At 37.9% G+C, this 25,638-nt stretch carries 24 protein-coding genes; 9 read left to right on the forward strand and 15 right to left on the reverse strand.

Annotation, left to right across the window (positions count from 1 at the left end; genetic code table 11):
* Nucleotides 1-126: 126 nt before the first annotated feature.
* A complete protein-coding gene (gene hpt, locus IAE19_RS14845) occupies nucleotides 127-654 on the reverse strand; it encodes a hypoxanthine phosphoribosyltransferase (RefSeq protein ID WP_200461689.1) in 528 nt (175 codons plus the stop codon).
* 235 nt (nucleotides 655-889) lie between these two features.
* Nucleotides 890-2,209, reverse strand: a complete 1,320-nt coding sequence (gene guaD, locus IAE19_RS14850; protein WP_200461690.1) for a guanine deaminase — start codon at nucleotides 2,207-2,209, stop codon at nucleotides 890-892.
* A 213-nt stretch (nucleotides 2,210-2,422) separates the two neighbouring features.
* Between guaD and IAE19_RS14855 the strand changes: the two genes are divergently transcribed.
* Nucleotides 2,423-3,016, forward strand: a complete 594-nt coding sequence (locus IAE19_RS14855) for a nucleotidyltransferase family protein (RefSeq protein WP_200461691.1) — start codon at nucleotides 2,423-2,425, stop codon at nucleotides 3,014-3,016.
* A gap of 48 nt (nucleotides 3,017-3,064) precedes the next feature.
* Here the strand turns inward: IAE19_RS14855 and IAE19_RS14860 are convergent, their stop codons facing one another.
* The 7 genes from IAE19_RS14860 to mpl form a co-directional block, all read right to left on the reverse strand.
* Complete coding sequence (locus IAE19_RS14860; RefSeq protein WP_200461692.1) at nucleotides 3,065-4,024, reverse strand: TerC family protein; 960 nt, start codon at nucleotides 4,022-4,024, stop codon at nucleotides 3,065-3,067.
* 306 nt (nucleotides 4,025-4,330) lie between these two features.
* The gene (locus IAE19_RS14865; RefSeq protein ID WP_200461693.1) at nucleotides 4,331-4,927 is read right to left on the reverse strand and encodes an undecaprenyl-diphosphatase; all 597 of its coding nucleotides are present in this window, start codon (nucleotides 4,925-4,927) and stop codon (nucleotides 4,331-4,333) included.
* Nucleotides 4,928-5,072: 145 nt separating this feature from the next.
* Nucleotides 5,073-5,480 (reverse strand): hypothetical protein, encoded by a 408-nt coding sequence (locus IAE19_RS14870; RefSeq protein ID WP_200461694.1) that lies wholly within the window; start codon nucleotides 5,478-5,480, stop codon nucleotides 5,073-5,075.
* A gap of 11 nt (nucleotides 5,481-5,491) precedes the next feature.
* Entirely contained in the window at nucleotides 5,492-7,780 is a 2,289-nt protein-coding gene (locus tag IAE19_RS14875; RefSeq protein ID WP_200461695.1) for a fimbria/pilus outer membrane usher protein, read from the reverse strand.
* 5 nt (nucleotides 7,781-7,785) lie between these two features.
* Complete coding sequence (locus IAE19_RS14880) at nucleotides 7,786-8,502, reverse strand: molecular chaperone (protein WP_200461696.1); 717 nt, start codon at nucleotides 8,500-8,502, stop codon at nucleotides 7,786-7,788.
* 138 nt (nucleotides 8,503-8,640) lie between these two features.
* Nucleotides 8,641-9,183 (reverse strand): hypothetical protein, encoded by a 543-nt coding sequence (locus IAE19_RS14885; protein ID WP_200461697.1) that lies wholly within the window; start codon nucleotides 9,181-9,183, stop codon nucleotides 8,641-8,643.
* 785 nt (nucleotides 9,184-9,968) lie between these two features.
* Entirely contained in the window at nucleotides 9,969-11,336 is a 1,368-nt protein-coding gene (gene mpl / locus IAE19_RS14890) for a UDP-N-acetylmuramate:L-alanyl-gamma-D-glutamyl-meso-diaminopimelate ligase (RefSeq protein ID WP_200461698.1), read from the reverse strand.
* A 249-nt stretch (nucleotides 11,337-11,585) separates the two neighbouring features.
* Between mpl and IAE19_RS14895 the strand changes: the two genes are divergently transcribed.
* The 4 genes from IAE19_RS14895 to IAE19_RS14910 all read left to right on the forward strand — a co-directional run bounded on the left by IAE19_RS14895 (nucleotide 11,586) and on the right by IAE19_RS14910 (nucleotide 15,992).
* On the forward strand, nucleotides 11,586-11,948 hold the full coding sequence (locus IAE19_RS14895; RefSeq protein ID WP_200461712.1) for a DMT family protein: 363 nt from the start codon (nucleotides 11,586-11,588) through the stop codon (nucleotides 11,946-11,948).
* A 437-nt stretch (nucleotides 11,949-12,385) separates the two neighbouring features.
* Nucleotides 12,386-12,901, forward strand: coding sequence for a 5-(carboxyamino)imidazole ribonucleotide mutase (purE, locus tag IAE19_RS14900; protein ID WP_200461699.1), 516 nt, complete (start codon nucleotides 12,386-12,388; stop codon nucleotides 12,899-12,901).
* 10 nt (nucleotides 12,902-12,911) lie between these two features.
* Nucleotides 12,912-14,033 carry a 5-(carboxyamino)imidazole ribonucleotide synthase gene (locus IAE19_RS14905; RefSeq protein WP_200461700.1) on the forward strand — a complete coding sequence of 374 codons (1,122 nt, stop codon included), beginning with the start codon at nucleotides 12,912-12,914 and terminating at the stop codon, nucleotides 14,031-14,033.
* 672 nt (nucleotides 14,034-14,705) lie between these two features.
* Nucleotides 14,706-15,992, forward strand: a complete 1,287-nt coding sequence (locus tag IAE19_RS14910; RefSeq protein ID WP_200461701.1) for a lytic murein transglycosylase — start codon at nucleotides 14,706-14,708, stop codon at nucleotides 15,990-15,992.
* A 65-nt stretch (nucleotides 15,993-16,057) separates the two neighbouring features.
* On the opposite strand, the gene IAE19_RS14915 is transcribed toward IAE19_RS14910, so the two are convergent.
* The 5 genes from IAE19_RS14915 to IAE19_RS14935 form a co-directional block, all read right to left on the reverse strand.
* Complete coding sequence (locus IAE19_RS14915) at nucleotides 16,058-16,447, reverse strand: hypothetical protein (protein ID WP_200461702.1); 390 nt, start codon at nucleotides 16,445-16,447, stop codon at nucleotides 16,058-16,060.
* Between the two features lie 143 nt (nucleotides 16,448-16,590).
* Nucleotides 16,591-17,400 carry a matrixin family metalloprotease gene (locus tag IAE19_RS14920; RefSeq protein ID WP_227612283.1) on the reverse strand — a complete coding sequence of 270 codons (810 nt, stop codon included), beginning with the start codon at nucleotides 17,398-17,400 and terminating at the stop codon, nucleotides 16,591-16,593.
* A gap of 200 nt (nucleotides 17,401-17,600) precedes the next feature.
* Nucleotides 17,601-19,544, reverse strand: coding sequence for a molecular chaperone DnaK (dnaK, locus tag IAE19_RS14925; RefSeq protein WP_200461704.1), 1,944 nt, complete (start codon nucleotides 19,542-19,544; stop codon nucleotides 17,601-17,603).
* Between the two features lie 148 nt (nucleotides 19,545-19,692).
* A complete protein-coding gene (gene grpE, locus IAE19_RS14930) occupies nucleotides 19,693-20,247 on the reverse strand; it encodes a nucleotide exchange factor GrpE (protein ID WP_200461705.1) in 555 nt (184 codons plus the stop codon).
* Between the two features lie 165 nt (nucleotides 20,248-20,412).
* Nucleotides 20,413-21,306 (reverse strand): LysR family transcriptional regulator, encoded by an 894-nt coding sequence (locus tag IAE19_RS14935; protein ID WP_200461706.1) that lies wholly within the window; start codon nucleotides 21,304-21,306, stop codon nucleotides 20,413-20,415.
* Between the two features lie 109 nt (nucleotides 21,307-21,415).
* Between IAE19_RS14935 and IAE19_RS14940 the strand changes: the two genes are divergently transcribed.
* Nucleotides 21,416-22,276 (forward strand): MBL fold metallo-hydrolase, encoded by an 861-nt coding sequence (locus IAE19_RS14940; RefSeq protein ID WP_200461707.1) that lies wholly within the window; start codon nucleotides 21,416-21,418, stop codon nucleotides 22,274-22,276.
* Between the two features lie 404 nt (nucleotides 22,277-22,680).
* Nucleotides 22,681-22,920, forward strand: coding sequence for a hypothetical protein (locus IAE19_RS14945; RefSeq protein ID WP_200461708.1), 240 nt, complete (start codon nucleotides 22,681-22,683; stop codon nucleotides 22,918-22,920).
* Between the two features lie 306 nt (nucleotides 22,921-23,226).
* On the opposite strand, the gene IAE19_RS14950 is transcribed toward IAE19_RS14945, so the two are convergent.
* Nucleotides 23,227-23,430 carry a hypothetical protein gene (locus tag IAE19_RS14950; RefSeq protein ID WP_200461709.1) on the reverse strand — a complete coding sequence of 68 codons (204 nt, stop codon included), beginning with the start codon at nucleotides 23,428-23,430 and terminating at the stop codon, nucleotides 23,227-23,229.
* A gap of 208 nt (nucleotides 23,431-23,638) precedes the next feature.
* Between IAE19_RS14950 and IAE19_RS14955 the strand changes: the two genes are divergently transcribed.
* Together IAE19_RS14955 and IAE19_RS14960 are read left to right on the forward strand one after the other, a co-directional pair.
* On the forward strand, nucleotides 23,639-24,709 hold the full coding sequence (locus tag IAE19_RS14955; protein ID WP_200461710.1) for an alpha/beta hydrolase fold domain-containing protein: 1,071 nt from the start codon (nucleotides 23,639-23,641) through the stop codon (nucleotides 24,707-24,709).
* Between the two features lie 145 nt (nucleotides 24,710-24,854).
* The gene (locus IAE19_RS14960) at nucleotides 24,855-25,421 is read left to right on the forward strand and encodes a peptidylprolyl isomerase (RefSeq protein ID WP_200461711.1); all 567 of its coding nucleotides are present in this window, start codon (nucleotides 24,855-24,857) and stop codon (nucleotides 25,419-25,421) included.
* Nucleotides 25,422-25,638: the final 217 nt, after the last annotated feature.

The following is a 25,638-nucleotide window of genomic DNA, read 5'->3' on the forward strand; positions in this document are numbered from 1 at the left end:
TTTTGCTATATTGAACTGTTTTAAATCAGGGTGATAGTAAAGGACTGCTACATCCTGTAGCGTTTTTGTGTGATCTGTATCGATAATAATAGCTATAAAAAATGACGCAAAACGCGTCATTTTAAATTAAAGACCAATTTCGCCAATAAAAGGTAAATGACGATATTTTTGATCATAATCGAGACCATACCCGACGATAAATCGGTCTTCAACCTCAAAGCCCAAAAACTTGACTTCAAGCTCAATTTCACGGCGAGAGGGTTTACTTACTAACGTACATAGCTCAATAGAATTAGGCCCACGTGTTTCCAAAATTTCTAGAACTTTGCTTAAGGTATTGCCAGAATCAATGATATCTTCCACTACCAATACGTCTTTGCCGCGAATTTCACCATCCAGATCTTTTAAAATTTTGACATCACGGCTTGAGGTAGTACTACCACCGTAACTGGAAACTGTCATAAAATCTAATTCATGTGGTTTTTCGATCGCTCGGCATAAATCTGCCATAAAAATAAAGGAGCCGCGTAATAAACCAATTAACACCAGATCTTTTTGGCTATTGGCATAGTGAGCATTAATCTGTTCACCGAGTTGTTTGACTTTGGCCTGAATGTCTTCAGTTGAGATCATTACGCTCATTGGAACGGTCATGGGGTAGATACCTAAAACGCAAAAGTTAAAAATAAAAAAGGTGTTGACCTGCAACACCCTGAAATCTTCAATTCATCTGCAAATTTTAAAACAAAAAAACAGATGATGCATCCTTTCTCAGATGATTCATTGTAACTATGGCTTTTTCTGACCAGGTTGATCGCGTTTTAGCAGCAAGCCGCATGCCACTGCTAGAATTGTCCATTTCAGCCACGGTTTAGATTTTACTGCTGATTTATTCGGTTTTTTGGTAGGCACATTGTCCATAAATATAAGTCGCCTCAATATTTCGATCATCACCCATGGTAAACAGAGCAAACAATGCATCATCGAGTGATTTCGCACGGGATTGACGTAAGCTCTGCAATGCTGTGGCTTGCAAGTTAAGAACCACAAAATCGGCTTCTTTACCGATATCAAAGTTACCCAGTTTATCCTGTAAATCTAACGCTTTTGCTCCGCCTATCGTGGCATGATAAAGCGCTTCATAGGCAGACAGCTTATCCCCTTGTAGTTGTTGTACTTTATAAGCTTCATTGACTGTTTGTAACAGATTAAAGGATGTCCCTGCACCAATATCAGTACCCAAGCCTACTTTAACACCTTGTTCCCAGGTTTTTTTCAAGGGAAATAAACCACTTCCTAAAAATAAATTTGAGGTTGGGCAAAAAGCGATGGCTGAGTCAGTTTGATGCATACATTGCCATTCCTCATCTTCTAGATGGACACAATGCGCAAATACAGAACGCTGACCTGTTAAACCATAATGATGGTACACATCCAGATAACCTTTTTGCTCAGGATAAAGTGATTTTACCCACGCAATTTCATCTTTATTTTCACTTAAATGGGTATGTACATAGACATCAGGGTATTCCTGTTTCAGTTGCCCCGCTTTTTCCAGTTGTTCTGGCGTGGATGTTGGGGCAAAACGTGGAGTAATCGCATACAACGCCCTGCCCTTAGCATGCCATTTTTCTATTAATGCTTTAGAGTCTTCATAGGCACTTTGGGGGGTGTCACAGAGGTCTTCAGGTGCATGACGATCCATAAGTACTTTGCCAGCAATTAGACGCATCTGAATGCGTTCAGCCGCTTCAAATAAGGCATTTACAGATTCAGGATGTACCGTACAAAATACTAATGCGGTTGTTGTGCCATTTTTTAAAAGTTCGTGTACAAAAAAATGGGCAATATTTTGTGCATAATCTGCATCTTTGAATTGTAGTTCGGTTGGAAATGTATAGGTATTGAGCCAGCTGAGAAGCTGTTCACCATACGCACCCACCATTTCAGTTTGTGGATAATGGATATGGGTATCAATAAACCCGGGTACAATGAGTTGCTCAGGATAATGTTGAATTTCAATATTTTCAGGAAGATGAGGTTGTGCATCCTGCCATTTACCAAACCATTTAATTTGACCATTTTCGCTGATGAGTACACCATCCTCAACGTAACGAACTTGTTCAGCAATCTGGTGTGCCTGCGTTACCAAAGACTGGATATCTAAAAATCGACCACGAACGATGGTGGTTTGAGCAGAAGAAGACATCTAAGAACCTACAACTTGTAATTTTTTCGATTGATTGTAACGTATTTCCTGAGAATTACAGTGTTTATATGAAAACCAAGACAAGGATTATTGCGAATTGAAGATAAGAGATTTAAGGACTCAATCAAGAGTCCTTAAATCTCGGCTTTTTTTCAGAATAAGATGCAAGGAACTTGCCAAACTGTATAAATTTAATTCAAGAAAATAGATGATATGTCAAAATTTAATAGAATTTCAGCGTCTTATGATCACAAAATTAAATCTCTAATTCTGAGCCAAGCTTTACTATATCAATATTTAAAAGCATTACGCACCATCAATGAACATTGCTATGTGAGTGCTGGGGTAATCCGACAATTAGTCTGGTCTACGTTACATCATCAGTCATATGAGCTTGAACAGATGGAAATCGATGTGATTTTTTATAATCCCGAGGCGAATCAAGATCAAGAACGACAGATTCAACAAGAGTTACAAAGACAATTTCCTTTAAATGAGTGGGATGTGGTGAATCAGGCTACTGTACATCATTGGTATTTAGATAAAAATGGACAGAAAATACCTGCTTATACGTCATTAATCGAGGCACTTTCTGCATGGCCAGAAACTGCGACAGCTGTTGCGGTTCGTCTAAATGTGCACGACCAGCTTGAAATCGTGGCACCTTTTGGACTTCATGATTTATTTGAGTTGAAATTGCGCTGGAATCCACGTTTGGTGAGTTATGAGACTTTTTGGGATCGAATAATTCAAAAGCAATGGCTTCAACGTTGGCCTAAACTTGAGTTGATTGACGATCAAAAATAAAAGCCCTTCTACCATGAGGATAAAAGGGCCAAATGAGGGAAAATCAGTTTAAGATTGAGCCTGTTTTTTATTATGTCGAATCGATAACCAAGCGGTAATGCCCAATACCAAAACAATAAAACTCAATGAAATCCAGATTGGCATATGGAACACATCCAGCAATAGCATTTTAAAGCCAATAAACAGAAGAATAATCCCTAAACCATAAGGTAGGTAATGCATTTTAGACGCCGTACCTGCCAATAAAAAGAACATAGCACGTAAACCCAAAATCGCCATGAGGTTAGCAGTGAGCACAATAAACGGATCGGTTGTCACTGCAAAGATTGCTGGGATAGAATCTACCGCAAAGATTACATCTGAGAACTCGACCAAAATCAGCACGATAAATAAAGGGGTTGCCCAAAGTACACCTTGCTCTTTGACAAAAAAACGATCCCCTTTAAATGTAGGAGTGATGCGCATATGTTTACGTAGCCATTTTAGAAGTGCCATCTCTTCAATATTGGGATTTTCTTCGCCTTGACCTTTCAAAAATTTAAAGCCTGTGTAGACTAAAAAGGCACCAAAGATGTACAAAATCCACGAAAATTCCTGAACAAACCATGCACCAACAAAAATAAAAATTGTTCTTAAAACGATAGCGCCGAGTACGCCATACAGTAGAATTTTACGCTGTAACGAAGGTGGAATTGCAAAAGCAGCAAAAATCATCAGCCAGACAAAGACATTGTCAATTGCTAAAGATTTTTCCAGTAAATAACCAGCGAGATATTCCATGGTTTTTTGATTGGCTATGGCGAGCCCTACAGTTTGTTGTAGGTATAACCATAATCCTCCCGCAAATAGCATGGCGACAGTCACCCATGCCACGCTCCATGCCAATGCCTGTTTAATTGGCACAGATTGATCTTTTTTTTGTTTAAAGCCAAGAAAGTCGATCAATAGCATCGCAAATACGATGCCAAAGAAGACCAAATAGAGCCAAATATTACCGATAGAGTCCATTAATCTCTCCACATCTGGCAATCGGCCACAAAAAAACCTTGACCTGTTGCCAGATGAATATAAAAAAACATCTGTATCAACATGATCAAGGTCTTGCCTACATCAAACTATATTTGATGCTCAGATACCGACTTTTTGCAAAGTGTATTGACGATATCTGACACGTTGTAAAAATACTATTTAAGTACAACGTTTGGAGGAGGCTACTCCCCTTGTCTATATAATTGGGTTTTGGATTAAATCCAAATCTGCACCTAGCATCGCATATTTGTATTATTTGCGCAAATAATATCTGTTTTATGCTTTTTATTTTAAAAGCCCTTTATTGAGTAAAGCTCGAAACATACTTTGATAAATCACAAGAAAAAACTTTAATAAAATTTGACCAAAACGTTGCCAGAAAATTTGACCAAATACATTCACCAAAAAGGCAATTGAAAATGCACCCAACATATCCAGTGGAAAATGTACCCCTAAATAGACTCGTGACCATGCGACAGCAATTGCTGAGAGGAGGAAAATAGCGCTGGCTACAAATCGCTTTGCAAATAAATAAGAAAAACCAATGGTGCTAAAAATGAGCATATGGTTACTGGGAAAAGAAGCGGATGGACGATGTTCAATCAGGGTGCGCCCGATCTCCATCACGAAAGGACGTGGATGGTAGTAAAATAAAGAAATGAAGTAACCGATGCATAACGCAAATGTGGTAAGCATTACGGCGCGAATAGCACGTTCTTTTAATGCCTGATCACCATAACACCATAAAAATAATAAAAAGGCGAACAATACATATAACAGGTCGTTGGCAATAAAAATTGCAAATTCTATGATGAAGTGACTCGCATGGGCAGACGCATTAAGTTCATTGAATAACGTCAGATTGATTGTTTCAAAAGACATCCTTGCTTCACCGTCAAAAAATGAAAGCAAGGAGTATGACCAAGATTAAAATACATTTCAAAATAACCTGTGTTGGGTTGATGAATCATTATCCAAAAATAAAAATGTGAGTGTCGTTCATAGATATATTCACTTATTTTTGAGCTTAAAACGATAAATTAACATACACCATATCACGATAGGTGCCAGCAGGAACTTGGATAGATGGACGATCTTCTAGCCTTACGGAAATGATGTATCTGTTATCTTTATGGGTATTGGCGGTCAGTGGTACATTCCATAAATTATCTACGGGTCCTGCGATCGCTAATCGTGTTCTTAGTTTATAGGGACCGTTGGTAACAAAACTTGAGCCGTCGGTACTACGCAAATTCATACTGCTAAAACGAATGGTGTAGGCGCTGTCACAGTTCACGTGAAATGAAGTTGCCGCCTGACTTTGATAGTAACTGCCTAAACGCATGCGTGGTTCAGTAATTTGTCCCATTGAACATTGACCCGCATAAACGCTGCTTAAAGCACAATATGCAATGATGCCAAGTAATATTTTCATTGTCCTTCTCCTTATTTACAAGTCAACTCAATGACTTGACTGGATGTGGTGGTCTGGGTTTTTTCTGGAATTTGTAATTGGCTATGGCATGCTTTATCTCCTTGTGTGCTGAGTTGATAGGTTTTTGGTAAAAGTCCATACAGATAAACATTGCCTTGTTGGTCTACTGGGTAAACCTGATCAGTATTTTGATCCAGATAAACAGGAGTCGCCCGTGCCAATAAATTTCCATTTTTATCACGTAACTTGACGATAACTTGTTGAGTGTGAATCACTGGGAAATCTATGTAATAGCCGCGTTGGTTGAGTGCGACCATTTTTTTGGAAGAATAATCAATTTTATCTTCAATCGGCAGTTGATCCTGATCAAACGATAAATCATAGGAAATATAAGGCAAAATATCGTGAATAAAGAAATAGCCATTTTTATTGGTACGGCCAACAGGAGATAAAGAACGCATGACATCGACATCTTTATAATCGCCGACTTTTACCAATGCAAATGCGCTATCGACAGATTTGGTCATACTGACTTGATTATTGAGCCAGACCAGTGCACCACGATAAGACACCCGTGAATCATAAGAATCAGAATTTTGTGTATGTTGTAAAGTTAGATCGCCGACATCAGTTTTAAGTAAACCAAATCCATTATAAGTCATGTTTCCATCATGGCGTTCTGCACCCACTGAATAGTCAAAGCCAGTCTGTTCAGGAGAGCTTTTTGCAAAGGTTAAACGTGTATCCCCGTCTGTTGTTTGATCCAGATAAGTGTTTTTATTGTCATCCCAATTAAAAATAAGAGAGAAAAAAGCACCAGAGTCATTAAAATCACCAAAATCCTTGAAATAGGAGGCGGTAAAAGAGAGGCGTCTGGAAAAGCTTTTTGAGATTCCGACAGTTAATAATTTTGAATTATTTCTGGGTACTTCATCATCGGGATAATAGCGCCGTTCAACGTAGTTTAAATTTACGCTGTTTACGTAAGGTACTTTAAAAAAGGATAAGTACGCCAGCGAATCGATACGTGGATTTCTAAAGTCCTGAGTATAGCCCAGTGATTGATAATCTTGCGATGAATAGCGACTGCTGAGCCCCATTGAAAAACTATTAAAACTATTACTTACAGAAGCACCAACCGAATAACCATTATCTCCATAAGCAGAACTGCCTGCTGCGTTAACATCCAGTAAGGCGTAGCGTCCTAATGATTGGGTCCACATCAATCCCAGATTTTTTACATCATCACTATATGAAGCGTTAAAACCGAGTGTGGTATTTGTGGTAAAGCCACGGCGAAAATACACATTCGTGAAAAAATCACGATAATCATTGCTATCATAATCATAGTTGAAGCGTAATTTACCTACAGAAACGTTATATTCATTTAAATCGACTTTTAGTAAACGGTTGTTAATCAAAACAGGAAAGTTTTGTACAGAACGATTTCCCAAAATATCTTCAACCACAATTTGAGCATTGCCAGATTGTTGAATATTTGCGCCCGTCTGCAAGGTATAATCACCGGGAGTAACGTTTTGTCGATAAATACTTACCCCATTGATATATAAGTCAATGGTCGATGGAACTATGGCACTCCCCCGAAGAATCGGAGTATTCCAGTAAATGAAATCGGAACGCTCACTAAAATTAGTCCCAAAGCTGATACCACCGAAACGGAATGAATCGATCAGTGAATTATAAATGCTGGTATTATCCCCTAATGTTAATCTTGTAAAATGTTGAGGAAAATCAATACTCAGAGAACTATTTAAACGAATCACTCCTGTACTATCATCATTGGCATCATTTTTACGGTAAATCAATGAATTATTTAATAACCAGTAATCCTTGAAAATACCCAGCTCATAAAAATTATTAAACTCATAGCCATGATCAAATTTGTCATAAAAGAAATCGTAATTGAGAAATGCCCCTAAAGAAGCTCTATCGGGTTGTAACATCGTATTTTGATTGGAATAACCCAGAAAATATTCTGCAGGAAAATCAATTTTGAGTGACTGGCTGGCATTATCAAAACTGGCATGTATTTGATCATTGCTCACCAGACAGTATTCTTCTCTAGTGGGATGTTTTTGTAATAAAAATACTTTTAAATTGAGAGAATTAAGAATCTGGCATTCGACATAGTATTGATGATCCTGCTGTAAAACCAATGCCTCTGTATTGCGATCCAGTCCATTGATCCACAGATTGGAGAGAATAATATTGTCCGCAGCGTGTACATGAGTCAAAGCACATATCAAGCAGATATGTGCAGAAAGGGTCGACATTTTCATAGCAATCACTCCTTAAGACTATATTCATAAGGCTGATCTTGCTTGTCGGTCAGAACGAGAAGTTTATATTGGTTTGAGTGCGGAAGATTGATTTGTTCAAAGTTAAAGTCGTGCGCTGTGTTTGGTAGTAAATATTTCATTTGGCTTAAGTTTGCAACTTCTTTCTTTGAAGCATCGACTAAGGTTAATTTTAAAATTTGCACATGTGATGGCGAATTATTTTTGATATTGACGATCAGATTATTATTGATTGTTTTAGGTACGACATTGATATTGACTGGATTGAGTTTACCCACAAATAAAGGCACAGAAATATTAAATAAAAATGTAACAGAATCGGTGTCAACAGGAGGCGCTACTTCCTGAAAAATAATACGCCAGGTTTTTTCATCATTGTTGGTGATACCGGCTAAAGGCTGATTGAATCCAACACGGATGACCTGTTTTGAATTTGGGGCAATAATAAAGTTTTTGGGGTTAATAATGATATTGGGATCGGGTTCATAGACATCTTCTCCTTTTTCATTTTGAGACCATTTGACTGCGGTTGCTTCAAACGTTTTAGTGTCCTCCATGTCTTTTGAGTCCATTGTAACCGTTGCACTACGCTGTTTAGTTTTATCGGTAATATAAAGTTGGATTGGACTAATAGATAAACCAGCCCATACCATATGGATATACCCAAATAAACCAAGCATTAATATAAGTAGTTTTTTTTTCATAACCCACCCGCATATTATTTATTTGTAATTAACTTATGTATTTAACGTGATTTCTTATAATGTTATTTAGTTTGGAGCGATGAAGTTGGCTCCATTTCTAGAATAGAACCAACTTAATAAAATAGCAAATAAAACAGATTAGAAGTAAACTGAAATATTATATTTATCAGTATAAGTTCCAGCTGGTTTACTAATACCTAAAGAACCTGATGTTTGTACCGTAATACTATAATCATTAAGTGATGAAGTGCCCGCAGTCATTGGTTCATTATATTTGACTGCACCGAGATTTACGTTATTGGAGCCACGTTTAGTCGTGACTGTAGTCGGAATAGAATACGTTCCATATTTTAATGCAGAGTTATTGGTTCCTGATGTGCGATTATCTGTATCGACCAATAGGTTATACGCTGCATTGGCACCTACACTAAAACCACCAGTACCTGTACCAGTTGTACTGTTTAGAGTGATTTTTGTAGTCACATTTTTAAGTTCACATACTTTAGGAATTGTAATTTCAATGGGGATAGATTTACTTCCACAGAGTTCTGTACACCCTTCTGGATGTTGTGAACCACCACCACCACCAAAACTGTTTGTTTCGACATCAGCCGCATGAGCGATACCAACTACTCCACCAAAAGCCATGACTGATAATATTGTTTTTACAAGCTTGTTCATAACTTATCTCCCATCTTTTATTATTAAGATGCTGTTTGTTATTTATAAATTTACAATGATGAAATCCAGATTCTAAAAATAATCTTAGCTTCATAATCGCACTTTAATCTTATGTTAATCACAGTAATAAACAATAATGTGACACGTTTCACAAAAAGTAAAATTATTAAACATTTATTTATCTTTAAGTGACTGTTATTTATATTTTTTAAATTTTTTATCCAAGACCTTTAATTTTTTAAAAAAGGTTATAAGTTTATTTAGAAAAAATAGTATATTTTTCATTTAAATAAAAATTATTTTAAATTAGTAACTTATAAAAATAATAAAGAAATAAAATTTTGTTTTTTGATATAAATTGTTACGTGTTATTGGGTTTATTGATCAAATCCTATTTTTTTAATCAATTTTAATCAAAAATAATATTTTTTTAATCTATATATCTATAAAAGAATGGATATTTCCATTATATTGTATTTTTTCTATTTACAATTAAATAAATATTAAGGTTTTAATGGGTAGATATTATATGAATAGTCATCAATTAAAACCCGTTTTTATATAGATTAAAGTATTGTATGTTTAGGGTGTGCGTAAATATTTAATAGAATATTAATTAAAAAATATATTTTTTATTCATTCGATTAAATAAATTTATATCGCAAACAAATTACTTTAATTGAGTCATTATTGAAGAAAAAAGTTTAAAACTAAAAGGAGTCCAAAAAAAGGACTCCTAATGAACATGAAAAAATCTAAAAATGTCAGCAAGTTTTGATGGGGTGTTATGAGAGTTTCAACGCATTTAAAAGTTTTTGATGTAGTCCACCAAATCCTCCGTTCGACATAACCACCACTGCATCACCCTCACCTGCTTCATTCACGATACGTGCAATAATCTGATCCAGTGAGCGACTGACGTGGGCATGATTGGTGGCAGAATCAATGACAGGTTGTAAATCCCAATCCAGACCTTCGGGTTGATACCAGATGACTTCATCTGCTAAACGTGCCGAATACGCCAGACCTTCTTTATGGCTTCCCATACGCATCGTATTGGAACGTGGCTCGATAATTGCCCAAAGTTTTCGTTCGCCCAAACGTTTACGAGCACCATCTAACGTGGTTTCAATCGCTGTGGGATGATGCGCAAAGTCATCATAAACTTCAATTCCCCGGACTGTCCCAAGCAATTCCATACGACGTTTAACGCCACCAAAATTAGATAAAGCATGGCACGCTTGTTCGATACTCACTCCTACATGCTGTGCCGCAGCAATAGTTGCCAAAGCATTGGCCACACTATGTTGGCCTGTCATAGTCCATTGTACTTCGCCTTTGACAACACCCTGATGCAGTACTTTAAAATGACTACCATCTGCGCTGAGTTGCTCTGCACTGAATGCAACATCAGGATTTTGGTTTAAACTGGTACGGACTACAGGCGTCCAGCAACCCATATCTAATACTTCATCAATATTGGTTTCAGTAATTGGAGCAATAATGCATCCTTCACTTGGAATAGTGCGCACCAAATGATGGAATTGTTTTTGGATGGCTGCCAGATCATCAAAGATATCCGCATGATCAAATTCAAGATTATTTAAAATCGCCGTTTTAGGATGGTAATGAACAAATTTTGAGCGCTTATCAAAAAAAGCCGAATCATATTCATCTGCTTCAACACAAAAGTACTGACCGCCGCCCAAACGTGCACTTCCACTAAAACCAAGTGGTACACCACCGATCAAAAATCCAGGATTAAGTCCCGCGTGATCCAATACCCAAGCAAGCATGGTGGTCGTGGTGGTTTTACCATGTGTACCTGCCACACCCAAGACATGTTTACCTTGTAAAACATGATCAGCCAAAAATTGTGGACCAGAGGTATATGGCAGACCTTGGTTGAGCATATATTCAACTGCGTCAATCCCGCGTTTCATGGCATTTCCCACAATCACCAGATCAGGATGCGGTTGTAAATGACTGCGGTCATAACCCTGCATGAGTTCAATGCCTGCATTTTCTAATTGGGTTGACATAGGAGGATAGACGTTGGCATCGGAACCGGTTACTTTATGTCCTAAATCTCGTGCTAAAAGGGCCAAAGAGCCCATAAAAGTGCCACAAATACCCAAAATATGCAGATGCATAACTCGTCTACTCCACTGCCCTGAGCCAGCATTTTATTTATATACGCTAGCATCAATATCAATTCAAATTGACAGCAACGATAACAAGGCTGCTTAGGAAAAGATAGTCATAAATCACGCTATTCAGGTGTTTTGCTGTTGCTTTTGAGTGAAATGACAAGGATTAAATTTTGATGAAAGAATTATTTTTTTGAGATTTCCCTTTTATAATAAATTTCACTGTTCTCATGCTGATCGCGGTCTATTGTGATCAAGGATATTCACTTGAATCCAACATTTATTGCTCTTGGATGTTTAATTATCTCAAATTGCTTTATGACCATGGCTTGGTATGGACATTTGAAATTTTTACATCATTCCCCCTTGTGGCAAGCCATACTATTTGGCTGGCTGATTGCTCTACTAGAATATAGTTTTATGATTCCTGCGACCCGATTATTGGATCAGCAAAGCTGGAGTCTGGGTGAAATGAAAATTACTCAGGAAGTCGTGACTCTGATTGTCTTTGTGCCTTTTATGATGTTTTTATTTAAACAACCGTTCAAACTGGATTATTTGTGGGCAATGCTGTGTTTACTAGGCTGCGTCTATTTTGTTTTTCGGAGTCAATAAAAATGGCTACGATCGAATAAAAAAAGCCCGACATCCTGTCGGGCTTTTTCGTATCTTGCTGCTAGGTATAACTCCTGTCGTACCTCATGATCCTGATGGAAGAACTTATGGTTTTTGTTTTATGTTCTGGAACATCCTGTTCCTGATGAATTGATCATAGGGCAAAATAAAAATCAGATATAGACGCAATTTTCTGAGAATTTTGTCAGTAAATGCTTACAAGTTTATCTCTCTTAACTTTGGACTGATACCCCCGATATTTTTAACTTAATTTGAATTAAAACCCAGTAAAAGCATCAAACTTGATCAATTCATATCAAATTGCTCCAGAGTTTTGGAGCTGTTGAAAAAAACCGCTATAATGCCGCCCATTCTCATTCCTTTCTTGGTGTAAGCCGAGATCTCTATTTTTTATCTTTGATACTTTGGAAATGCCAATGAACGCGGTCGCAGCGAAAGATGCTCAACCCTTAGTCGGAATTATTATGGGTTCTCAATCGGATTGGGCAACGCTAGAACATACTGCCAATATGCTTAAACAATTGGGTGTCCCTTTTGAGGCTGAAGTCGTTTCGGCACATCGTACACCCGATCGTTTATTTGAATATGCAGAAACAGCGCGTGAACGTGGTATTCAAGTGATTATAGCGGGTGCGGGTGGAGCCGCACATTTACCAGGAATGTGTGCGGCTAAAACAGATTTGCCAGTTCTAGGTGTGCCCGTGAAATCTTCGATTTTAAACGGCGTTGATTCTTTACTTTCAATTGTACAAATGCCAGCAGGAATAGCCGTGGGAACTTTAGCAATTGGCCCTGCGGGAGCAACCAATGCGGCGATTATGGCAGCTCAGATTTTAGGTTTACAAGATCCTGAAATTGCGAAAAATGTTGTTGATTTCCGTGCGGCACAAACGGATAAAGTCGCAAGTAAAAATATTCCAGGTCAAGTATAAAGAGGCAATCATGGATAAAACCATCGGAATATTTGGTGGTGGTCAACTGGGTCGTATGATGGCTCAGGCTGCTTTACCATTAAATATTCAATGTACTTTTTTTGAAGCCCAGCAAGATTGTCCAGCAGCAGCGCTTGGACCAGTTTTTTCAAGTCAGGCAGAACATGGTTTAAGTGCTTTTATTCAAAGTGCAGATGTGTTTAGTCTTGAGTTTGAAAATACGCCGCTTGAAGATGTCGATGCGCTGAATCAGACCAAGTCTATTTATCCGCCACGTCAGGCGCTTGCAATTGCTCAAAATAGACTCTCTGAAAAGACTTTATTTAATGAGCTTGATATTCCAGTAGCGCCTTTTAAAGCAGTAGATAGTCTGGATTCACTGAAACAAGCTGCTACTGAGCTAGGTTTACCAATTGTACTGAAAACTGCAACGGGTGGTTATGATGGCAAAGGGCAATTTGTTTTGCGTGAGCATGGGCAGATTGAACAAGCATGGGCAGAACTCGGGCCTGCAAAATCATTGATCGCTGAAAGTTTTGTAAATTTTTCTCGTGAAGTCTCTATTATTGCAGTGCGGGGACAAAATGGAGATGTGAAAACTTGGCCTTTAGCTGAAAATCACCATCATCACGGGATTTTATCGCATTCGATTATTCCTGCGCCGAACAGTACCGATTTGCAACCTATCGCACAGGATTACATTACGCGGTTATTAAACCATCTAAATTATGTAGGTGTATTAACGCTCGAATTGTTTGTGACAGAACAAGGCTTATTTGCCAATGAAATGGCACCGCGCGTACACAATTCAGGGCATTGGTCAATTGAGGGTTCGGTTTGTTCTCAGTTTGAAAACCATATTCGTGCTGTTGCTGGCTTGCCACTTGGTTCAACAGAGGTTGTGCGCCCAACAGTTATGGTCAATATTATTGGTCAACATCCAAAATCTGAGGATGTTTTGGCTTTAAATGGCGCACATTTACACCTGTACAATAAGACAGAACGTGAAGGTCGTAAACTTGGTCATATTACCTTGATGCCTGTTAAGAGTGAAGATTTAGTGGATTTATGCCGTCAATTGGCACAAATTTTACCTGAGCCTTTGGCGTTAAAAACAGATATGACTTTGTAATCGTACGACCTAAATGTTTGTATGTAGGAGCGATCAGAATATTGATCGCTTTTTTATGCGATTTATTTTAAATACACTTTATTTGGATCTGACCTTTTATCTAATTTTTCTCGTCAAATAGCATTTATTTGTCTATTTTTAACATCATTCTTAAGATGAAAATACAAATAAACTCGACATAAAACACTAAAAATTTGAATTCAAATTTTAGATATCTTTCATAAGTTTTTTGAATTCAAAAATGTGAATGTATTTTGAATTTAAAAATACCTTGTTAAAATTTCTCTGTTTTAAATTCAAAAGCTGCCATAAAGTTATCCACAAGTGCTAAGGGTCATTTTTTTAAATTTAAAAGTCACATAGAGATGGCAGATGCCATTTGAATTCAAAAAGTTGCTTTCCTCGATAACTAAAAAATTAGCTAACTTGATATTTATGCTGTAAAAAATTTGCATAAAATGTGCTTAAGTTTCAATTTTAAAAGTAAATCTAAAATAGTTTGAATTTAAATAAATAGGGTTTGATTTAAATTTAAAATAAGAGTGTGGATAAGTTTAAATTCAAAAAGGTGTGCGCGTTTTGAATTCAAAAGTTACGAATTTTATCTGTCATTGAGCTATCTAAATGCTAAGGTAAAATCAAACTTTGAATTCAAAAATGGTCATGATAACAATGCGACGTTTGCCTTTATTTTTTTCTTCCTGTTTTTTTCTTGCAACTCAGGCTCAAGCTGAATTAATTATGAATGGTGCAACAATTTCTGCAACCACCACGACACAAGCATCAAGTAGTTTTTCCCCTCAGAATGATTTTCAAAGCTGTATTGCCAATTTACGTTCGCAGGCAATTGCATCAGGTGTGAGTGCAACAACCTATGATCGTTATACTCAAAATTTAAGTCCTGATTATTCCGTGATTGACAAGTTAAATTATCAGCCTGAGTTTTCAACGCCGATTTGGGATTATCTCTCAGGGTTAGTCGATAATGAGCGGGTACAGACTGGTCAGCAAAAAATGGCGCAGTATCGGGATGTATTAAATCGTGCTTCACAAGTTTATGGTGTATCGTCAGAGACTATTGTTGCTGTGTGGGGTGTGGAAAGTAATTATGGAGATATTTCTGGAAAATATCCGTTATTACAGGCTTTAGGAACACTGAGCTGTGAGGGGCGTCGTCAAAGTTATTTTCGAGGTGAGTTTTTCGCAACGCTACGAATTTTACAGCGTGGTGATTTAAGAGAAGATCAGTTAAAGGGCTCATGGGCAGGGGCGTTCGGTCATACTCAATTTATGCCATCAACTTATGAACGATTAGCAGTTGACTTTGATGGAGATGGTCGCCGTAATCTGGTGTCGAGTGTGCCCGATGCATTGGCTTCAACTGCCAATTTTCTTAAACAGGCAGGTTGGCAAACTGGAATGCCGTGGGGTTTTGAGGTTAAAATTCCAGAAGGAGTGTCTATAAGTAGTGAAGGAAGACGTAATAAAAAGCCTTTGAGCAGTTGGCAACAACAAGGCTTAACACGTATTGATGGTTCGGCACTGGTGCAGGGCAATCTTTCATTATCAACTCCTGCAGGCTTAATGACGCCCGCGGGTGCGAATGGCCCAGCATTTTTAGTCTTTAAAAACTTTGATGCCATTTATAGTTACAATGCAGCTGAAAGCTATGGTTTGGCGATTGCACATTTATCAGATCGTTTACGTGGTGCGGGGCCTTTTGTAAATTCTTGGCCAACGGATGATCCAGGTACATCGCGTGCGGAACGCCGTGAGATTCAGCGCTATTTGATCAGTCGTGGTTATGATATTGGGGAGGTGGATGGTTTAATTGGTGATAAATCTCGTCAGGCCATTCGTCAGGAACAAACCCGTTTAGGGCTGAATCCAACGGGACGGGCAGGGCAGCAGATATTAAAGGCTATCCGCACTGAACAAGCTGTAAAAATAATGCAGTAATTTTTTAAATGTTAACGGTTTAATACAAGGTCTATATGGTTAGACCTTGTATGGTATGGATAGCTTTATTCGATTGGGGATTGATCGAGTTTAACCGCTTCCAGAATATCCATAATCACGGTCGTTACATCCTGACTCAATTCACGATCATTAAAAATTTCATAAGCTGTAATCGTAACATCGGTGTCACTTGGCAGGAGTTTTTGTTCTTCTTCAATAAGATGTTCAATGGGTAATAAGGTTTGTTTGACCTCTAAATGCAGAATATCTTTAAACTCGACATTTTCATCTTCAAGTTCAATTTCCTGTTCATTGAAATAAGGCAATAAAATTGAATGGAGATAAGGCTGAATCTCAATGATGTCAAGGATTTCAATATCCCGTGTTTGCTCAATCGTACTGATTAGATCATTCACTTCAATCAAGATATGATAGTAACTCACGTCGATCTCCATTACATGTTCATTAGACTAATCTAGCACAATAGCATGAATATGAATGCTATTTCGATGCTCATATCGAAATCAATTTTAATCCCCTGAATTAAACACAAAATAAATGCGAAATTAAAGTCGAAAAGCATTTTTAAAAAATTACATTAATGTGGAAGCATAGCAAGATCAGCGGGTTGTAGTCTAAAATTATGCATATCTTGTTGTTTTAAAATAGGATACATCAATGCTTTTGGGTCTTGGTTATGCTGTAGACCTAAAGCATGCCCTAATTCATGGGCTAATGTTAAAACCAAATCCTGCTGCGATTCAAATTCATAAATATTGATTTGTTTTCCATCAAATTCACCTTTATGGAATAAACGACCTTGAAATTTATAGTTATAACTCTGAATATTCTGATTCACTTCCTGATGAATCTGGTTGACTGAGTCGACATTATGATTGATATGTTCCACATTAAAATTATGGGTATTAATTGCTTGCTGCAATTGAGTCTGTTGCTGTTGCAGACTTTGTTTTTGTTGATCCAATGCTATACGTTGTTCAGGTGTCGCTCCACCATTTTGATTGATTTGCTGTACCATCAAATTATATCGTTGCAGATTCGTTTGAAACGCTGCTTGTTGCTGATCTAATGATTGTAGCGAATTATTTAATTGCTGTTGCTGGTGTTGAAGGTGTTGTTGTTCAATAGAGTGTAATTGTTGTTGTTGCTTGATTTCCTGAAATTGTTGGAGACGAAGCTTTGTGTCGGCCTGACGTTCATCGTATATAAAGTTTATACGAAGCTGGGCATTCGGATCATAAATAAATAAAGATTTCCCAGTGCCATTTTGCCAGATATAGCTGGCCTGTTGACTCAAGACAATAATTTGTTGTTCGCTTAGTCCGAAACGTGGATCAACTTGACCAATTCTATAGTGAACTTGTGAATCAAAAGGCTGATGATTCATTGTCTTTTCTTTGTTCAGATAGAAAAAGAGCACACATAAAATTGGAATTAAAATGAACCAGCGCATCTCTCAATGATTCTTTGAAAATAAAATATGATGAGGGTTTTATAACCGTTTTTTTAGAGTTTAATCAATTGTTTTGAAAAGCCTCATAAAAAAACCGTGCATAAGCACGGTTTTTTATGATTCAAACAGACAAATTATTTTTTGTCGTCTTTTACTTCTGTGAACTCAGCATCTACAACACCATCATCTGCTTTTTGTTGCTGACCTGCATCACCACCTTGGAATGCATTTGGATCAAAACCTTCCGTACCGCCAGCACCTTGTGCTTGTTCATAAGCACGTTGAGTGATAGGCATCAAGATGTTTTGTAAAGCCTCAGTTTTTGCTTTGATGTCATCCACATTATTTTCTTTAGTGGCTGCTTCAAGTTCAGAAACCGCGGTGCTGATTGCAGTTTTTTCATCTTCAGTGACTTTATCACCCAGATCTTTTACTGCTTTATTCGAGCTAGAGACTAAAGCATCCGCTTCGTTACGTGCTTTTGCTAACTCTTCAAACTTACGGTCTTCCTCAGCATTCGCTTCTGCATCTTTGATCATTGCATCGATTTCAGCATCAGACAAACCTGAGTTTGCTTTGATCTGGATTGATTGCTCTTTGCCAGTGCTCTTATCTTTAGCCGATACTTTCAAGATACCGTCAGCGTTGATGTCGAACGATACTTCAATTTGCGGTACACCACGTGGAGCAGGTGGAATATCGCCTAACTGGAAGTTACCCAACAATTTGTTTTGTTGAGCCATTTTACGTTCACCTTGGTAAACCGAAATGTCGACCGCAGGCTGATTATCTGCTGCTGTAGAGAACACTTGTGATTTCTTCGCAGGAATCGTGGTGTTTTTCTCAATGATCGGTGTTAATACACCCCCCATTGTTTCGATACCAAGTGTTAATGGAGTTACGTCTAATAAAAGTACGTCAGTTTTGTCACCAGACAATACCGCACCTTGAATCGCTGCACCAATAGCCACAGCTTCGTCAGGATTCACATCTTTACGTGGTTCTTTACCAAAGAATTCTTGTACTTTTTGTTGTACAAGTGGCATACGAGATTGACCACCGACCAAGATCACGTCAGAGATCTCAGAAGTTGAAAGACCCGCATCTTTAAGCGCAATACGGCAAGGCTCAATGGTACGAGCAACCAAGTCAGCCACTAAACCTTCAAGTTTTGCACGTGTTACGTTGATCACTAAGTGTTTAGGACCAGTCGCATCAGCAGTGATATATGGAAGGTTGATTTCAGTTGCATTCGATGAAGAAAGCTCGATTTTTGCTTTTTCAGCAGCTTCTTTCAAACGTTGTAATGCAAGTGGATCATTTTTCAAGTTCACACTTTGTTCTTTTTTGAACTCTTCAACCAAGAATTCAATTAATGCGTTATCAAAGTCTTCACCACCAAGGAAAGTATCACCATTTGTTGACAACACTTCGATTTGTTGGTCGCCATCAAGGTCAGCGATTTCAATGATTGATACGTCGAATGTACCACCACCTAAGTCGTAAACCGCGATTTTACGATCGCCTTCTTTTTTGTCCATACCGAACGCAAGTGCCGCAGCAGTTGGTTCGTTAATGATACGTTTAACATCAAGACCTGCAATTTTACCTGCATCTTTAGTCGCTTGACGTTGTGCATCGTTAAAGTAAGCAGGAACAGTAATCACTGCTTCAGTGACAGTTTCACCCAAGTAATCTTCGGCTGTTTTCTTCATCTTTTTCAAGATTTCAGCAGAAACCTGTTGTGGAGCAAGTTTTTTGTCGTTGACTTCAACCCAAGCATCGCCATTGTCTGCTTTGATGATTTTGTAAGGTACAAGACCGATATCTTTTTGTACGGCTTGGTCTTCATAACGACGACCAATTAAACGTTTGATCGCGAATAATGTGTTTTTAGGGTTAGTCACGGCTTGACGTTTTGCACTTTGACCGACCAAAATCTCACCGTCTTTATAAGCGATGATGGATGGAGTGGTACGTGTACCTTCCGCATTTTCAATAACTTTAACTTTATCGCCTTCAAGTACTGCAACACATGAGTTGGTTGTACCCAAGTCAATACCAATAATCTTTGCCATTTGGTGTATTCCTCAAATTTTTTTGCAATGTTTTGCTTGTTATTCGATATGAGAGTTAATCGTTTTTTTTCAAGGATTTTTATGAAAAAAAATCAAAAAACTCTCAAAATTATGTACTTTTGAGCAAATAAACGCTTGCTCTTGTGGATTATTGACCAACCATCACCATAGCAGGGCGTAACAAACGTCCATTTAAGGTATAGCCTTTTTGTAAAACAGTGCCGATTTCATTTGCTTTGGCATTTGGATCAATACCGACTGCTTGATGTAAATCGGCGTTAAAACCATTTTTCGTATCTGCTTCAACTACGCCAAATTTTTCAAGTGTAGTAAGTAGTGATTTCAAGGTCAGTCTTACACCTTCAAGTACAGGCGTTTCTTCATGACCGGCGGCTTGAATAGCGCGTTCTAAATTATCCACAGAGTCCAATAATTCTTTTGCAAACTTCTCAAGCACAGTTTCTTTATGCTTATCAGACTCACGCTGAATACGTTCAACACTTTTTTGTGCTTCGTAAACTGCATTAGCTGTACGTGCTTTTTCTAATTTTAAACTTTCTTCAAGTTTGCCGATTTGCGCTTTTAAATCTTCAACGCCAGCATCTGTAACTTGCTCGCTATCTTCAGTCTGGATTTGCTCATTATTTTGTGTAGCTTGCTCTGAAGATAAGTCTTGAGCTTGCTCGTTTTGCTCATTAGCCATTGATGATCTCCGTTTAAATGGGTTTTTAAACATGTACAGTCCTTTTGGCACCGGTGTTTGCAACAGCATTATGCTGAACTGCCATGAATTTTGATTCTTGATGAATAACGGATGAGGTATGGGCATCCTTTAAAAATTCAAGCATTCAGTTATATTTAAATCTCTTTAATTTTCTTTATTTAAGTAAAAATCGAGGTGTTCAATTAAAAATGCAATAAATTGCTGAATCATTCTAGGTAAATGTTGCCGGGACACATAAACCAAGGACAGCGTTAAATCGGGTGCAGAAAAATCAGCCAATACGTGTATTAATTTTCCGCGAATTAGATCATTTTGCACCAAACGTGTAGGTAACATGGCGATCCCTTGCGCATTGATACACATATCATACAAAGCATTTACGTCATTACTTTTAAAGGTACTATTTAAAGGGTAATTTTGGGGTTGCTGTGCAGCATTAAACAGTGTCCAGTACTGACTGGCATGGTGATGGGTAATACAGTCATATTGTAAAAGTTGACTTGGATGCAACAGCGGAGGATGCTTGGCCAAATAATGGGGATGCGCACAAAAAATAGATTTAATGTCATAAATAGGTCGAGCAATCAGTCCATCGGCTACTTTTTGAGTAATGCGCAATGCTAAATCGATCTGACTCTCAATTAAATCAACTGTATTTTCAGTAAGAATAATTTCAAATTGAACTTGGGGGTGCTGCAGTTTAAAAGCACGTAAACATTCGTTTAAACCCATTTGATATAAAAATAAACCGCAGGTGAGACGAATCGTACCAGTTTGTTGTTCATGTGCAGCCAACTCATGCAGCAGGGTTTGTTGCTGTAAAATATTTTCGCAATAACGTAAGGCTTTTTCACCCGCAGAAGTAAGAGAAATTTTACGGGTATTACGTTGAAATAAGCGAACTGAAAAAGTTTGTTCTAAATGATCCAGATAACGAGACACCATTGCTCTTGAATAGTTGAGCTGTTCCGCAGCACGGCTCAGGCTGCCTTGTTCTGCGATAGTGACAAATACGTGTATTGCTTTTATGGTATCCATGGTAGTAGATCTTAATTGTTGCAATATCTGCAATAGTTTATCTTGCATTGTCGTGTTTATCTGACACAAATTGCAAATTAAAGTTGTATTTATTTATCTGGATTTGATCATGAGTCGTTTTAAAACGCCCATCTTATTTGCTTTAACAACTACTTTTTTTTCTCAAATAGCGATGGCGCAACCGTTAACTATCCAAAACTTTTTAGCTCAACCCCAACATTTTGGTGTGACTTCAACACTGATTGAAGGGGATAAAGAGGTGATGTTGGTCAATGCACAGTTTTCCAAGTCAGAGGCACTTCGTGTCGCGGCTGAAATTCTGGATAGCGGTAAAACTTTAAATACGATATTTGTCAGTTATGGTGATCCAGATTTTTATTTTGGTCTTGATGTATTTAAGCACTATTTCCCCAACGTCAAAATCATCGCTACGCCAGAAACCATTAAGCATATTCAGGATACACAAGCCTTAAAAGTCAAATATTGGTCACCGCAAATGGGGGCTAATGCACCTGAACAGATTATTGTGCCACAAGCTTTCACAGCAAAAACGCTTAACTTTGAAAATCAAAAGATCGAAATTAAAGGACAAAAAGAATTAACGTATTTATGGATTCCTTCAATTAAAGCTGTAGTCGGTGGCATTCCTGTTTCTTCTGGTATTCACTTATGGATGGCGGACACACCACGCACTCAGGATCGAACAGAAGTAATTCGTGCACTTGAAAGTATTAAGGCGCTACAGCCGCAAACGGTTGTACCTGCGCACATGGTAGAAAATGTGCCACAAGGTTTGGCTGCTGTGAATTTTTCACTGGATTATCTACGAAATTATGAAAAGGCAGCCAAAACCACTAAAACGGCACAGCAGCTTTCTCAAGTGATGCAGCAACAATATCCTGATCTCAAAGAAACAGATACTCTGGATTTGGGTGCAAAGGTCGTTAAAGGTGAAATGAAATGGCCTTAATTTGAGGCATAATTTCAAAACTCTGTGAAATTTCATCTCTGCAAAATGTGCTCATTCAAAACAGTGAGCCTTTTTATAAAGATTAAGATGTAATTTGTTAAATTCACTCTGTAACTATTTATAGTGGTTTTACACGATTTATATAACTTCAAAATTCTAATTTAAAGATTTATAACCTGAATTAAAAAATAAAAAATAAAAGATTGAGAACAAGTTAGCGGACGAATAGCGCTCATAGAACATGATTTTTGAGAAATTAGGTCAAGTTAAAAAAAATTGCAGAACATGTACGTCTATCTCTATAAACACCAACCAATGATGTGAGCTTGTCCTAAAAAAATTGTGAATGATAGGCAGCGCAAAGTTGGACTTTGCAATTTTCGTCATAATGAAAGGAAAGAAACATGAAGAAACTTGGTCTATTGTCTCTGGTATTCGCTGGTGTTGCATTTACAGCAGTAGGTTGCGCTTCTGAAGCAGGTTTACACGCCTCTGGTTCAACTCAAGCTTCTGCAAGCCCAGAAGCAGCGACAGAAACTCAGGGCGGTGTTGCAGTGCAAGCAGATGCTGCTACACAAACTCAACCTGTACAGGCATCTCCTGAAGCGCCTCAAATTGCACCTGAGTCAGCTCCAGTTCAATAATATCTTTTGTCTGATAGAAGATGAATGCATAAAAGTGATTATCGGATGCCACCATAACACTGAATTTCACCTCAGCTGCTACTGAGATGAAGCGTTCAAAACCGACAATCATCGAAGATATGACTCACAAACACAGCTGTTGATTGCTCTTGAGTCAGCTCTAAGCAGTCAATTATAGTATTTCCATAGCGAACAGGATGTTCCAGACTGGTCGTACAAGCAACATGGCAGGATGCCAGAGTACGTTCCAAACAAAAGCCTAAATCTATTGAGATTTAGGCTTTTGTTTATACACTGTTGGCAAACTTAATCACGGTCACCATACCTCCAACGACCATCATCGCGATCCCGACGATCTCTATCCCAACGATTATCATCGCGATCGTTCCTATAATCATGGCTTCTATCATGATCATATCCCACACCATGTCGATGATCATGATCTTCAGGCAAAACAATACAACCAACTGCCAGAAATGCGGTAACAACTGAGATAAAAATTACTTTCATTTTACTGCTCCTTATTTTGCTTCAACCAATGGCAAAACTATCCAGTGCCATATAACGTTTGAGTCAATGACTTTTATTTTGGTTGGGATTAGCGTAGGAAAAATTAAGGAAATGTAACTTGATTAGGTGTCTTGTATGCGCATATAGTCAAGACATGCTCAAATATGTAGAAAAAATGAATAAACAGGAATTCTAAGGGAGAGATTCAGTGAACGTATCGCAGCAAAAGCTTCAGGCATTACTGGAAAAAGGGCAGGGGCCAGCAGCACGTGCATTAGACAAACTCCCTGCTTTTGTGCAGGAATCACTGGTTAAATTATTAGGTTATCCTTATCAATATCCGCAACTCGACAGCTTTACCAAATGTTTGATGGCGGTACAGACTAAACAGGGCTATTCAGGTTTCATCGACGAGAATGTCGATCGTTCCCGTCAAATGTTCGAACTGCAAATGCAGTCTATCCGCCGTAAACCCACCCCTGTAGATTTTGTAGAAGATATTCGGTTACCTTTACAAAGCGGTACTATTTTTGCCAGACATTACCATCCTCATCCCAACAAAAAACTACCGATGATTGTGTTTTATCATGGAGGGGGCTTTGTCGTGGGAAATGTTGATACTCATGATGAAGCTTGTCGTCTCATCGCAAAATCGGCCAATGTACAAGTATTAAGTATTGAATATCCGCTGGCTCCAGAGTTTTCTCCTAAGCATTTAATTCAGTCTTGTGAAGATGCATTGGCATGGGTCTATCAAAACCGACGCTATTTTAAAATTCTTAAAAATCGTATAGCCGTTGCGGGCGATAGTGCAGGAGGCAATATCAGTACCGTTGTTGCCCAACGCACAATTGGGAAATCTTATGCACCACAGGCACAGTTTCTCATTTATCCAGCGGTGGACTTCAAAAGTCGTCATCCTTCTTTTTATGCATATAAAGATGGACTAGTACTGACCGGTCGTGATGTTGATTACGTGACAGATTATTATGCGACCCAACACCATGTAGAATTGACAGATCCTATTATTTCTCCTACTTATGGCAATCTGAAAAAATTAGCACCAGCTTATATTGTGACTGCTGGGCATGACGTTCTTCATGATGAAGGTGAAATCTATAGTCATAAGCTGCGTCAAAATGGCGTTAAGGTTCAATATGATGAATACTTAGATCAAACCCACGGTTTTATAAATCTCACCCCCGTTTCACGTAAAGCTAAAGCGAATCTAATACAAATGAGCAAAGCATTTAGAAAATTCTGGGATAAACACGCTTAAACCCTACCAGATAAATAAAAAAGGTGTTTCACGTGGAACACCTTTTTTTATGATACAAATAGCAATACCTTTAAATCTTTTAAAAATAGGCAATAGATCTATTATGCTAATACTCAAAACGACAGCAAGTCTGATAAGGAAAAACATGTTGAAAAAAATAGCTTTGTTGACCACAGGATGTTTAATGAGCGTAAATCTATTTGCCAATACTTTGGTTGAAATGAAAACTTCTATGGGCAATATAGAAATCGAGCTTTTTAATGATCAGGCACCCATTTCAAGTAAAAATTTTGAAAACTACGTAAAAAGTAACTTTTATACAGGCACAGTTTTCCACCGTGTTATTCCTGGCTTTATGATTCAGGGTGGTGGTATGGATGCAAACCTAAAAGAAAAGACAACTCGACCAGCCATTAAAAATGAAGCAAATAATGGTCTTAAAAATACACGCGGTACTTTAGCAATGGCACGTACCAGCAATCCAAACTCTGCAACCAGTCAATTTTTTATTAATGTTGCCGACAACAACTTTCTTAATGCTTCGCCAGTAGATGCAGGATATGCGGTATTCGGTAAAGTCACAAAAGGCATGGATGTGGTCGATAAAATCGTCAAAGTCCCTACGGCTACTATAGGTTCTTATCAAAATGTACCTAAACAACCCATAAAAATACTAAGTGTGCAAATCAAGCCACAAAAAAGTGCGAAATAATAAACAATAAAGCAGAAATGTGAATATAATATTTCTGCTTTATAATTAAATGGTTACAAAGGTTTTGATTGTAATGTGAGCGAAAAGGGTGCGCAAAAATAGAACATCCAATAAAACAATAAGTTAAAAGCACTTGCTTGTATAAAAAATTGACCTATAATGCACTCATCCCGACGCGAAACACGATGAAGATCTTGGCTATTAAGGGTTAAGATTT

Source organism: Acinetobacter sp. S40 (assembly GCF_016624705.1).
Lineage (GTDB): Bacteria > Pseudomonadota > Gammaproteobacteria > Pseudomonadales > Moraxellaceae > Acinetobacter.